At 51.3% G+C, this 13,286-nt stretch carries 10 protein-coding genes and 1 pseudogene; 4 read left to right on the plus strand and 7 right to left on the minus strand.

What is annotated here, in order from left to right:
- Positions 1–18 precede the first annotated feature (18 nt).
- From T500_RS0107860 to T500_RS15495, 3 genes are all read left to right on the plus strand, one after another.
- On the plus strand, positions 19–3,033 hold the full coding sequence (locus T500_RS0107860; protein ID WP_051611952.1) for a SusC/RagA family TonB-linked outer membrane protein: 3,015 nt from the start codon (positions 19–21) through the stop codon (positions 3,031–3,033).
- Between the two features lie 12 nt (positions 3,034–3,045).
- The gene (locus T500_RS0107865) at positions 3,046–4,812 is read left to right on the plus strand and encodes a RagB/SusD family nutrient uptake outer membrane protein (protein ID WP_028907663.1); all 1,767 of its coding nucleotides are present in this window, start codon (positions 3,046–3,048) and stop codon (positions 4,810–4,812) included.
- A gap of 192 nt (positions 4,813–5,004) precedes the next feature.
- On the plus strand, positions 5,005–7,329 hold the full coding sequence (locus tag T500_RS15495; RefSeq protein WP_196243489.1) for a glycosyl hydrolase 115 family protein: 2,325 nt from the start codon (positions 5,005–5,007) through the stop codon (positions 7,327–7,329).
- A gap of 48 nt (positions 7,330–7,377) precedes the next feature.
- Here T500_RS15495 and T500_RS0107880 read toward each other — a convergent pair whose 3' ends face one another.
- The 7 genes from T500_RS0107880 to T500_RS0107910 all read right to left on the minus strand — a co-directional run bounded on the left by T500_RS0107880 (position 7,378) and on the right by T500_RS0107910 (position 12,575).
- Positions 7,378–7,830, minus strand: coding sequence for a D-Ala-D-Ala carboxypeptidase family metallohydrolase (locus T500_RS0107880; protein WP_051611954.1), 453 nt, complete (start codon positions 7,828–7,830; stop codon positions 7,378–7,380).
- A 12-nt stretch (positions 7,831–7,842) separates the two neighbouring features.
- On the minus strand, positions 7,843–8,214 hold the full coding sequence (locus tag T500_RS15500; protein ID WP_036908844.1) for a hypothetical protein: 372 nt from the start codon (positions 8,212–8,214) through the stop codon (positions 7,843–7,845).
- Positions 8,211–10,442: a hypothetical protein gene (locus tag T500_RS0107890; RefSeq protein ID WP_028907666.1), complete on the minus strand. Its 2,232-nt coding sequence runs from the start codon at positions 10,440–10,442 to the stop codon at positions 8,211–8,213. The genes T500_RS15500 and T500_RS0107890 overlap by 4 nt, the downstream gene beginning before the upstream one ends.
- A gap of 11 nt (positions 10,443–10,453) precedes the next feature.
- Positions 10,454–11,119: a Rha family transcriptional regulator gene (locus T500_RS16670; RefSeq protein WP_080694827.1), complete on the minus strand. Its 666-nt coding sequence runs from the start codon at positions 11,117–11,119 to the stop codon at positions 10,454–10,456.
- Between the two features lie 98 nt (positions 11,120–11,217).
- Positions 11,218–11,511 carry a hypothetical protein gene (locus T500_RS0107900; RefSeq protein ID WP_028907667.1) on the minus strand — a complete coding sequence of 98 codons (294 nt, stop codon included), beginning with the start codon at positions 11,509–11,511 and terminating at the stop codon, positions 11,218–11,220.
- Between the two features lie 136 nt (positions 11,512–11,647).
- Positions 11,648–12,040 carry a hypothetical protein gene (locus T500_RS0107905; protein WP_028907668.1) on the minus strand — a complete coding sequence of 131 codons (393 nt, stop codon included), beginning with the start codon at positions 12,038–12,040 and terminating at the stop codon, positions 11,648–11,650.
- 13 nt (positions 12,041–12,053) lie between these two features.
- Entirely contained in the window at positions 12,054–12,575 is a 522-nt protein-coding gene (locus T500_RS0107910) for a hypothetical protein (RefSeq protein ID WP_036908848.1), read from the minus strand.
- Positions 12,576–13,184: 609 nt separating this feature from the next.
- Between T500_RS0107910 and T500_RS15515 the strand changes: the two are divergent.
- Positions 13,185–13,286 (plus strand): annotated as a pseudogene (locus T500_RS15515) (DNA-binding protein); the annotation flags it as partial.

Consider the following 13,286-nt stretch of genomic DNA (forward strand, 5'->3'; position numbering starts at 1 on the left):
TGTATGAAAGAAAAAACAATGAGAAGAATCTTAATGATGCTCACGCTGCTGGCAGCTCCTATGCTGCTTTCGGCCCAAAGCATCATTAAAGGTGTTGTGAAAGACGATGCGGGCGAGCCCGTTATCGGTGCCACTGTAAGAGAAGTTGGTACATCGAATGGTACCGTGACCGACTTCGACGGAAAATTTGAACTGAAAAACATCACAAAAGGTGAGATTCAGATTTCTTTTGTAGGCTTTCTTACTCAGAAAGTATCGGTAAAAGGCAAGAGCTTTTTGGAGATTAAGATGGAGAACGACCAGAAGCTGCTCGACGAGGTTGTTGTAGTAGGTTATGGTACCATGCGAAAGAGCGATGTTACCGGTGCAGTGAGCCGTGCCAACATCCAGGCCTTCGAAAAGAGTCCTAACACTAACCTTCTGCAGTCGTTACAGGGAACAGTACCTGGCTTGAATGTAGGTCAGGCCAGTTCTGCCGGTTCAAGTCCCGAGCTTTCTATCCGTGGTGCCAATACCATCTCGGGTAACACCAGCGTACTGATCATCCTCGATGGTATCATCTTCACAGGCAATCTGTCGAGCATCAACCCTGCCGATATCGAAAGCGTAGACGTACTGAAGGACGCTTCGGCTACAGCCGTTTACGGTGCACAGGCAGCCAATGGTGTACTGCTCATCACCAGTAAGAAGGGCGCCAAGGGCAAGGCCAAGGTATCGTTCTCGAGCAGTTACAGCTTCCAGACACCTACCAAAAAGATGCACACCATGAACCGCAGCGAAATGCTGAACTTCGACAATGAGTGTTTGTGGCAGTATTCTAAGACGGCAGAGTCGGGCTACACCCAGCAGAATCCCAACTTCAAGCTCTCTGAGCGCATGCCGGATGCCTGGATGACCGACGACCAGGGCAACATTGTTCCTGGCGACTACGATTGGTGGAGCGACTTTACCCGCAATGGTTCTATCTGGGAGAACAAGATGAATATTTCGGGTGGTAGCGATGCCATGTCGTACCTGATCTCACTGGGTAATACCAAGCAGAAGAACTATCTGCTTAACGACGACTACAGCCGTAACTCAATCCGCGTTAACTTAGACATCCAGCCAGTAAAATGGCTGAAGGCAGGTGTACAGGCATTCGGTTCGTTCGAGAACCGCGATGGCCAGGAAACCTATCTGCCATTCCTCATCGAGTGCAGCCCACTTACCAAGCCTTACGATGAGAACGGCGATATGATTCACTATCCCGCTCACGATGCCCGCGAGAATCCATACCATGGCTCGCTGGTTGACGACTACGATCGTTCTAACTCATTCTTTGCCAACCTCTACACCGAGGTGCAGCTGCCTCTGAAGGGCCTCACCTATCGCCTTAACTTCGGTAACAACTACCGCATTGGCGAGCATAACTATGCCAGCGAGTTTGCCGAGAACAACAATGGTCAGGCTTACAAGCACCACACTACCTATTATGATTATACGCTTGATAACATTCTGAATTATATGAACGACTTTGGCAAGCACAGTGTTGGTGCCACATTGGTTTACGGTGCTTCACGCCGCAAGTACAGCTACACTGGTGCCGATGCCAAGCTGTTCCCACGTATGACGCTGGGTTACAACTCACTGGAGCTGGCTTCTACTCAGAATACAAATTCGGATGCCTGGCTGGAGACATTGCTCTACCAGATGGCTCGCGTAAACTACTCTTACGACGGCCGTTATCTGCTGACCGCCACCGTACGTCGAGATGGTTACTCAGGCTTCTCGGCCAACAACAAGAGTGCCGTATTCCCATCAGTAGCTCTGGGTTGGGTTCTCACCAACGAGGAGTGGTTCAAGGTGCCACAGCTGGATTACCTGAAACTGCGCGCCGGTTGGGGTATGAGCGGAAACCAGACCTCACGCTACTCTTCACTGGCCCGTGTTAACTCTTCTATCGGCTACATCTTCGGCGATGGCGTTAGCGGATCTATGCGCCAGGAGCTGGCTTCGATGGAGAATGCCAACCTGAAATGGGAGAAGACTGCAGGTTTCAACTTTGGTATCGACTTTGCCCTGCTGAACAACCGCATTTCGGGTAATATCGAGTACTACACCACCAAGACCAAGGATCTGCTCTATGCTGTACAGATTCCTTCAATCACCGGTTTCACATCTATCATGTCGAATGTAGGTGAGATTCAGAACAACGGTTTCGAGATTACCATCAACTCTCGCAACATTGTGACCAAGGACTTTGAGTGGACATCAATGTTCAACCTCTCAACCAACAGCAACAAAATCAACAAGCTGGCAGGTCTTGACACCAACGGCGACGGTAAGGAAGACGACCTCACCTCATCATCACTGTTCATCGGCGAGTCGCTCTCGGCTATCTACGACTACACCATCGATGGCATCTGGCAGGTAGGCGACAATATCCCCGAGGGCTATCACCCAGGTAACTACCGCATCGTAGATATCAACGATGATGGCGAGATTAACGAGAAGGACCGCAGCATCATCGGTAAGACCGATCCATCGGTACGCATGGGCTTGCTCAACTCGTTCAAGTACAAGGACCTTACACTGAGCTTTTTCCTCAACGCCGTTCTGGGTGGCAGCAAGAGCTTTATGGGTAAGAACTCGTTTGCCGAGCTCGTCAACGATAACACACTGCGTCACAACCGCTTGACCCAACAGGTGGACAATTTCTGGACACCAAGCAATCCTGGTGGTATCTACGCGCTCTACAATGCCAACCCTGCCATCAATCCTTATCGCTACGAGAACCGCTCGTTCTTGCGCCTGCAGGATATCACCCTCTCTTACGACCTGCCCAAGCAGTGGATGCGCACCATCGGTATCGACGGCATCAATGTTTACATGAGCTGCAAGAACCTGCTCACCATCACCGGCTGGCATGGTTGGGATCCCGAGCCTAACATGACCTATCAGGACATCAACGGCCAGAACCGTACAACCGGTAGCTGCTACGACAACCGCCCGGTTATGAAGAGCGTGACATTTGGTATCAATATCAATCTTTAATTGCCATTACACATGAAAAAGATATTATTATTCACCGTTATCTCAGCTTTGACGCTGACAGGATGCAACGAAGACAAGTTCCTGGAGGAGAAAGCCCTTGACTTTAATTCGGCATCCAACTCATACAATACGAAAGCAGACTTTGATGCTGCTACCACCGAACTCTATTACCTTACACGTGAGGAGTTCTACACCACATACGACCGCACCACCGACCTTTCGAAGTTTGCAGATATGTGGATTACTGCCGACCCGCTCAAGTCGAACATAACTGCCGACCTCTCTCCCTCGGGCGCCATTGCCAAGTTCTACTGGGACGAGAACTACAAGCTGATTGCCCAGGCCAACACCGTTATCAGCCGTGTGCCTAACGCAACCGCTCTGACCGACGATCAGAAGAAAGAGTTCGAAGCCAAAGGCCGTTTCTTCCGCGCATTAGGTTATCGCACGCTGGTTCTGCTCTATGGCAATGTGCCCCTACAGATTGAGGAGGTAACAGCCCCCAAGACCGATTTCACACGCGAGTCGAAAGATAAGGTATGGGCTCAGGTGATCGAAGACCTGGAGTATGCCGCAGCCAATCTGCCCGAGATCAACGCCGTAAAGGATGGTGAGATCAGCAAACCTGCCGCCAACATGCTGCTGGCCGAGGCCTACCTGGCAACAGGCGCTAACGACAAGGCTGTGAATGCCGCTTCGGCTGTTATCAACAACACCAACCTGGCCCTGATGACCCAGCGTTTCGGTTCGCAGGCCAAGGAGGATGGCGACGTGTTCTACGATCTGTTCCGCCCCAACAATCAGAACCGTTCGGCAGGCAATACCGAGGGTATCTGGGTGATTCAGTTCGAGACCAACGTTGATGGTGGTGGTAACAACACCAGTCATTTCTTCTGGAATCCCGGTAGCTTCTGGGGCGAGCGTTTCTTTGCTCCTCAGGTCGACAAGTTCCAGCTCATTGCCCCCGACGGCACCAACGTGCAGCTGTTCAACTGGCCTATCGGCGATATGACCGGTGGCCGTGGTATCGGTACACACTATGCTGTAGATCATCTGTATAACGGCATCTGGGCCGACGACTTCAACGATATGCGTAACTCAGAGTTCAACTGGCCTCGCCGTTTCAAGATTCATCGCACCAACGTGCTGGCCGACCGTCCTGAGCTGGCAGCTGCCATGCCTGATGGCTATTTCGACCTTGAGCACACCGTACTGCCCGCTGGCTACTCGATGACCACAGGTTTCGACGGCGGTGTAAATGCCACCAACCAGCTGCCTAACCGCTTTATGTGCGGCTACTCTACCAAGATGACCACACCATTCCACTATCCCGATGCCCAGTATCAGGACAAGGCCACCTACCAGCTGGCAGGAACCGGCGGTAAGACTTTCACCGATCAGTATTTCTTCCGTCTGGCCGAAGCCTATCTGCTGCGTGCCGAGGCATATGTAAATCTGGGTAAGAAAGCCGAGGCTGCAGCCGACATCAACGTGCTGCGCACCCGTGCCAAGGCCAAGGCTGTAACTGCCGACCAGATGGACATCGACTTCATTCTGGATGAGCGTCTCCGCGAGCTGGTTTGCGAGGAGAAGCGCCGCCTCACCCTGTCGCGTGTAGGCAAGCTGGCCGAGCGCATCAAGAAGTACAATCCTTACTTCAACGCAGCCAACAGCGCCGACAAGAAGGATTACGATGCCCACTTCGACCTGTTCCCCATCCCACTGTCGGCCATCCAAGCCAACAAGGACGGTGTTCTCGAACAGAATCCTGGTTATTAATTTGAATAATTAATATAATTAGTTAGTAATTGATAAAAAAAGCCTAGGCTTGTGAAAGTCTGGGCTTTACTTTTAATTTTTTTTCTATCTTTGCACTCAAATACTAGATTTGTTATGAAAAGATTTTTATGGTTATTACTACTTGTTCCGCTCTGCATGCAAGGCAGGACGTTCAAAGTTGCAAATGCAACTGTGAGTTACGACAAAACAGAATCACCACAGGTAATACGTGCCATCGGCGACCTGAAGCACGATATAGCCATGGTTACAGGTTCAGCCTCTGGCAATCCGTCGCAAATCATCGTAGGCACCTATGGAAGTAAGACTATCAAACAGCTTATTGCCAAGGGTGTACTGAAGGATAAGGACCTGAGAGGCAAATGGGAAAGCTACGTTATCAGCATCACAAACGAGAAACAGCCGCGCCTGGTGATAGCAGGCAGCGATAAGCGTGGCACCATCTACGGTATCTACGACGTGTCGCAACGCATTGGCGTATCACCCTGGTACTGGTGGGCCGACGTAGCTGTACCTAAAAACCCCGATGCAGCCGTAGATTGCGATTACTATGCCTCGGGCGAGCCTTCGGTAAAATACCGTGGTATCTTTATTAACGACGAAGACTGGGGACTGAAGCCCTGGGCCGCCAAAACTTTCGAGAAGGAGTTAGGCGATATTGGCCCCAAGACCTATGCCAAGGTTTGCGAGCTGCTGCTGCGCCTCAAGGCCAACATGCTGGCCCCAGCCATGCACTCCTGCACGGGTGCTTTCTACAGCCATCCCGAGAGTCAGCAGGTGGCCGATGCCTATGGCATTATGATCACCACCAGCCACTGCGAGCCCCTGCTGTTCAACAACGCCGCGGAATCGGAGTGGAACAAGCAGCGCGATGGCGAATGGAACTACGAAACCAACAGCGCCACTATCCTGAAGAAGCTCGACGACCGCATTCGCGATACCAAAGCCTTCGACAACATCTACACCATGGGCTTGCGCGGATTGCACGACGAGGCGATGAAAGGCAGTACCGATCCCAAGGATCGCGCCCGCACGCTCGAGAATGTGTTTGCCAAGCAGCGTGAGATACTCGAGAAATATAAGGAAAAGAAAGCCACCCAGCTGCCGCAGATATTCGTGCCCTACAAAGAAACACTCGACATCTATGATGCCGGATTGCGCGTACCCGACGACATCACCCTGGTGTGGCCCGACGACAACTACGGCTATATGAAGCGTGTTAGCAACACCCGCGAACAGCAGCGCAGCGGTGGCAGCGGCGTGTACTACCACATAAGCTACTGCGGGGTGCCCCACGACAATCTGTGGATTTTCTCTACAGCCCCCATGCTCATGTACGAAGAGCTGCTGAAAGCCTATACCGCCGGTGCCGACCGCTACTGGCTGCTGAACGTAGGCGATATCAAGCCCATGGAAATCGAGACACAGATGTTCATGGACATGGCCTACAACTTCAAGCAGTTCAGCTACGATAATGCCAATGCCTATCAGGCACAGTGGCTGGCAAAAGTGTTCGGACAGCAGCATCAGGAGGCGTTCCAATACATCCTCGACAACTACTACCGCCTGGCATGGGACCGCAAGCCAGAGTTCATGGGCTATGAGATGGAATGGGACACCCCTGAGTTTGCCCGACTCTACGATACCGACTTCAGCTTCGAAACCGGTACCGCTCAGAAACGATTGGTCGACTATCAGAACATCTGCTTTGCCTACGATGCCATCGAGCAGGCCCTCGCACCCGAACAACGCCCTGCCCTGTTCGAGATGTTAGGCTATGCCGTACACTCAGCCTACCAGATGAATCGTAAGTACCTGTACGCACAGGCCAACCACGAAACAGGCAACGTGCTGTATGCCGAGCAATGCAGGGATGCCAACCGCCAGATAAACCTGCTGTTGGAGCGCTACAACACACAATTAGGCGGCAAGTGGAACCAGATGATGTCGGAGGTTACACCTGGCTATACCGCACTCTACCATCAGATGCCCACACTTACCACCCAGCCTACCACGGCCTATCGCCTGCCCGACAACCAGCGCCATCCCGAGTTCGAGCATAAAATCAACTTGGGCGATCTCGATGTCAAAGCCCCCTTCAAGTTGTTAGATGGTATGGGTACCGACTGGCAGGTGCTGCAGATGGGACAGCCGCTCGACCAGAAAGCATCGGGCAGCATCAATATCCCTATCCCATCGCTGCCAGCCAGTGCCGACTCCATCCAGCTGTGCATCTCGGTGGTACCCATGTGGCCCGTTTCTACCGATCGCAGCAACCGTTTGGCCGTGAGCATCGACCAGGGTAAGGCCGCCACCTTAGAGAATAAATTCAAGGAATGGGGGCGCGAATGGAAGATACAGATTCTTGAGAACCGCAAGGATTTCGTGCTTACGTTGCCACTCGATAAGGCCCGAGGGCAGCATGTTATCACGCTCTCGATTGTAGATCCAGGACAGATTGTACAGAAGATCACCTATCAACCTGTGCTGAAACAGTAAAAAAATAACAGAGGCTTGCAATCACTGCAGGCCTCTATCCCAGAATCATCAATTTATAAACGCCACCTTGCGCCTATTTTCTTTTGGCCGCACCGCAAAATGCAGCCACACGGCACCGTAGCGATTCTTTTCTATCAGCAGCTCGTCGAACTCCTGCTGCGATTCCCGGGCGTAGGCCAGCAGGATGGCGGCATAGGTGATGGCTTGCTCCATCCCGCTGGTACGGATGTCGGCGGCGCAACCTGTCAGATGGTTGCTGGTGGGCGCTCCCCCAACCTTCCGGTTCAACTGCGGCGAGCGATAGCCCGAGTTGATCACAATAGATCGTCCGGCCCGTTCTCTCAGCACTTCCAGCCAAACGCATAATCGCCTCAGGTTTGCAATCGCCTCATGGCTAGGGATGTTATACACTTCGGGGTGACTACTACTCTTTGTCATCTCACCTAGAGTGAAGTGATCACTCAACTTAGCTTCACTGTTTAATTGTATGATTGGTTCCATATTGTTTAATGTTTAATTTACCTTTCTCTTCTTGTTCACGTTGAGGGGTGTGCTGTGGGGGAAGGCCTGGCTGTAGGCGGCATCGAGGGCTTTCAGGTCGATCTTGTAAAAGCTGATGCCTGTGCTTACAGCTACAATAGCGCGCAGCAGTTCGCGGTGCTTGCGCGGATAGAGACTGGGCAGAGGCAACTCGTTCCAACCTTCCTGCTCGCACAGGTGGCATACCTCCCAAATCATATCATCGGTAGCCTGTGGACCGAACCACGCTTTCAGTATGTTACGTATGCAGTAGCGTTTGCACTGCATGCCAAGCAGGCGCCTTGTGCGCTCCAGCCGTAGCCAGAGCTGCACAAAGCATTCGCGGGTATTATCTACTTGTATCATAGGTTGGCGTATTTTTGTTTAAACTGTTCGGTTTTACAATAGCGCCGACTCACCTCGTCGTACACCAGATGGCCGCGGGTTTGCCATTGGCGCAGGGCACTATCGCCATCGCCTTGCCTGCCTTGCTGCTGACGCATCAGCATATACTGCTCGCGGGTAAACTCATCGGGCAGCAGGCGCAACAGGTTCTTGGGGCCCGAGCGGCGCTGTATCTCTACTTCCTCACGCAACTCCTTCTCCAGCTGGTCGCCAAAGTACAGCATCTTGCACCACAGGTTGTACTGCTCGCTCCAACGCACAAAGTCGGCTATCGTCCTGTCCCATCTATAGCCGTGGGCCACATACAGCAGCATGCCTTTTAGCCACGAGATAACGTTGGCACGATACGACAGCACGCGATAGGCCTCACTCTCGAACAGCTTGGCAGCCTCCTTGTTTTCTATACGGATATCGAGCGAGAGTTTCTTGGCCTGCGGGCACTCTATCAGTCCGTTGGCAGCCTCCAACCGGTCGATATAAGGCTTCAGTTCGGCAGCAAACTGCTCGTCGTAGATGCCCTGAATAGGCGGTTCGTCGTCGTCATCATCGTTGCGGATAATGGTGGCCACATCCAGTCGGCCCACGGTACCATCGTTCACCATCTTATAGAAGAACTTACGGGCGTTTGGCGGCGTGGTGCTGGCATTGAAGTTCCATCTGAGCGGAGCGATACCCGATACGCTATCGGCACCCACGCGCTCCTGACCAGCCAGCGAATTATCAAAGGCCTTACGTATCAGCAAGCCCACTTCATCAACCGAGCATTTAGATGTTACCTTCTTGAGCGCCTCCACCTCATCTACGATGGTAAAAATGTAACGCTCGCCGTTGTTGTTAACATCTACTATGCGCTGGTTAAACACCGCATCGGTCAGGTTATCAATCAGCATCTGAATGCAGATATCCGCAGGGCGCGGGTCCTTCTTCTGCTTACCAGGTGGATTCTTGCGTTTCCACTCAGCCTCGCGCTCACGGTTGGGCTGGTCGCGCTGCTTAATGTCCTCCATAATGTAATCGATGGGCTTTTTGATCGAGCCCTTACCGATGGATTGGCGACCCACCAGCAGATTCATAAACGTAGCCTCGTGCTCAACGTTATCCCAATAGCGGAATTTTACGCCGTGCAGATGGGCACCCAATGCGGGGAATACGGCGCTGGCCACGGCAGGTTTGTAATACCATGGCACGTTTTTGGTAAGCAGTTTTATAAGCGGTGGCAGCTTTTTAGGCATGGGTGGCGGTGTGGTCATGGTGCCGCCACAGGCCTTGATGCCTGCCTGCGATTTAAGTGCTTGCAGCACCTGTTTCAGTCGGTACGGCATACCCTTACGCGGCTCTTTCAGGGCGTTCTCGATGGTTTTCTGATATTCGTCCATATCGTCCTGGGTGCAGGTGCCGTCGGGCGCCGCCCAGTAGTTGGGTATCACCTGCATCAGCTGCTCCAGATCGTAACCGCAGATACTGCGGATGGTAACGGCCAGCTCGAAGGTGAGCGCATTCCTATCGCCCACCGTAGGCACCTTGCCGCCATTGTACAGCTCCCAGTACTTGGCAATAATCTCTGTAAACGGTATGCCGTTGTACTTGGCATAGGCATCGTAAGTGGGGGTAGGCAAAGAAATTAAACTGTCACACTGTATCACTGTATCAACCTGTTCGGTCGAAACGGCTTCATCTATTGCAAACAGACCATCATCCAGATATAGTAATTCTGCCTCAGTAGTTGTAAAGAACACACGCGTGATATCCTTGGCCTGCGCATCGTAGGCCACACCCAGCAGATTGCTCGCCCATTTCAGGTTCTCCTCCTGGCTCAGTTCGGGCTTTCGCGCAAACACCAGGTGGTAACCACCGCCGCGGGCACTCTCCTCAAGCATCTTCAGCCCCAGCTCATCTTTCTTGTCCAGTATGCGCTCACGCACGGCCGGCATCTCTTCGGCTGTAAGGTGGTCGATATCCATGCCTACGGTGGTGCTCATGCGCTTGCTACCTTTCAGCGTACCGTCGTCGTTGGGCAGGCAGCTGTAGTTCATCTGCACCAGTTCCGATTTCAGTCGCTCCTCGCCAGCACGTATGCGCCTCATGTACTCCATCTGGCGCCCGCCGTTGCGCAGCGCCAAGTACTCCTCTCTAGAATGTACGGGGCGCATCATCTTCACCCCGTCGTTGTTCAATGTATATACACTCATAATGGTCAATGTTAGAAGTTAGGATAACCAAGTTTAGAATTCAGGAATCTTACACCATCAAGGGTCCACGTCATGTAGGTCTTTATCTTCTTCACGCCCTTTAAACTATAGGATACGTGCGTGCGCAGGCGTGTAAGGTTGCGGTCGGCCAGATCGTCGCTGATGTTCCAGTGGCCATCGCGGCGGTACTGTATGCCCATGTCGCGCAGTATGGCGTTAAAGTCGAAGGTGGTCATGTTAAACGTCTTGGCCACTTGGGTGGCAGTCAACGTATCTTCTGCTGGCTCGTTCAGCAGTCGCAGCCCCTCGCCGATAATCCCATCGGCCAGCGCCAGAATCTTTTTCTGAACTTGCAATGCGGGTAATCTTTCTAATCTTTCCAGCTCGAGTTCTTCCCAGCGCAGCACCAACTTGGCACGCTGCTCATCGTTAAACTTCGTGGCGATGTAGAGGCACTCGGTTTTGGTTAGCTGATAGCAGGGCACCTCACGGGTTCCGCCGTTAGGCTGAACGATGGTTCGGGATGTCAGCTCAAATTTGAGCCCACATATTTTTTCCCATGCTATCTCCATTTTACGGATGTCTCGCATCAGGTTTTTGTGTTGCTTACCTGTCAGCTCGGCTATTTCGAGCGACGTGATTGTTTGTACTGTATTAATATTAATAATCTGTGTCATAATTTTGAGTTGTTTAAGCGAGAAGAAGTTTCGGATTCCTTGGCCATTTACTCGAGAATATCCTCCTCACCCTCAACTCATGGTTAAAAATTTAATTGTTACATTTTTACATTAGAAATCTTCACCACGTCTGTAACCAGTATTTCTTGGAACACCTGGTTCTGATATTCGTGGGTAGAGAAACGAAGTGTGGCTGCCACCACATCACCTTCGTAGAACCTGCACGCCGCCAGATTACCCAGCATGGCGCACACATACTCGTTTTCGAACTTCGATCCACCCATCTCGCGCAGCACAATGTTGCACTTCTGGATGGAACCGTTTTCTGTTTTCGACGACTGTACACCAAAGGCTTCGCCCTGGCGCACCACTTTTAAAATCTTTGTTTCCATAATGTTTGTATCAATAAGTCAAATTATCGCTTGCAACCTCAGGTTTGCGAGTGCAAAGGTACGGCGAATAAAACACAAATACCCCCTACGCTGGGGGTACGCGTAGGGGGTACGGATTAACGTAAGCAGCTGATTATCAGCCTAGAATAATTTTCAGTCGTTCTTGGAATTTCAGCGTCTTTCGTTGGTCGAGAGCAGTATTGTAGTCGCCACGCATATTGTTACGATGCCACAACTGCTCAAAAAACTTCCACTTATTGGCAATACCCAACCTATCGGCCAACATATCGGCTATCATCGCAGCCTCGGTACGCGACACGGTGGGCTGTCCGTCGGCATCCACCAAACCTGCCTGCATCACCTTTTGCCACTGTTCGCTATCGGCCAACACCTCGGGCACATCACTCGCCTGGGCCTGCAACTGTTGGTCGCCCACGCGCACCTGCGCCTTATCAACCGAAAGATTCACCACCTCGTTGTCGTGAATGTCGACATACGATCCTTGTACATAAATGTTATTTCCTGCCATAGTTTTTATAGTTTTATATACGGGTCACACTACTGTTATCGTGGATGTCGTTATAGTTGCCAGCCACGTTCACCACCTTGGGTTCCAACTGCTCGTCGTCCAGGCTGTCGATAGCCGTTGCCAGGTCTTCGGGCAATAGCACACCGTTGGCATTCGCCATCTCCAGCACCATCTCCTTAATGGCGATGCGCTTCTCAACCTTCTTGCGTTTCGACTTGTTGACGAATACACGCAGCGCCTGCAGCACCTCATCCTGCGAAGCCTTCTTGGCCATGCCTGCCGACAGCTTGCTCATCTCGCCCAACTGTATCTCAGCCTTGGTGCGCAAGTCCTTCTCCATCTGCAGTTGCGTTCGCAAGCTCTCCAGCTCCGTTTTCAAACTTTTGTTCTCGGTTAGAATCTCGTCAACGGCCTGCATAGCCTGCGAAAGACCGTCGATCAGTTCCACTCGTTCCATCATCTTTTCGCGCTCCCTGTCGAGCGTACGCCTGGCGCCATCGCTCCAGTCCATTAAATCGTTAAAGTTTTGATTCATTTCTTCTTTCTTTTTTTAAAAGTTGGTTTATTAATTATTTTCGCCCCCGGCATAGCATCCTGCCAGAAGCATTTCAGGGCGCAAAACTAAAACAAGGGTGTCCCAGAACTCAGGACACCCCTCTAACTTTTAAGGTATTTTAAGTAAAATCACCCCAAATTTCACAAAAAGCAACAAAAAAAAGCGCTTCATCGACGCAGAGCACTTGAACTTAAAGATGCCACAGAATTCGCCGACACAAGGAAAAGACAACAGGTTGATACAGTGATACAGTGTGACAGTTAGAAATACGAGGGTGTGATGGTGCAAAAGTATATCTATATATTTATATATATAAATATATAGCAGTACAGACAGTAGTGGAAGGGCGAGAATTTTAACTGTCACACTGTATTTTTGTGCGGATGATTCGTGAACCGCAATCAAAATATCGTACCTTTGCAGTGTTGAAATGAATGAGACAGATGGCGGCCGCGCGCGGCAAAATAATTTCCCACGTGCACTAAGAATTTCTCCCTCGCGAGGGCGCAAATCTACATTAAACATTGAGACATTAAACATTAAACATTAACTATTAAAATTATTTTTACAAACTTAAAATTTAGCATTATGGCACTGAAAGTTAAAGCACAGGAAAAGTTGCAGAAGATTGGCAAGTATGAGGGCACTTATCGCTACATCATGATGCCGGAGTTGTACACCGCCCTGACA

Source organism: Xylanibacter ruminicola Ga6B6, from assembly GCF_000687715.1.
In the GTDB taxonomy this organism is placed as follows: domain Bacteria; phylum Bacteroidota; class Bacteroidia; order Bacteroidales; family Bacteroidaceae; genus Prevotella; species Prevotella ruminicola_B.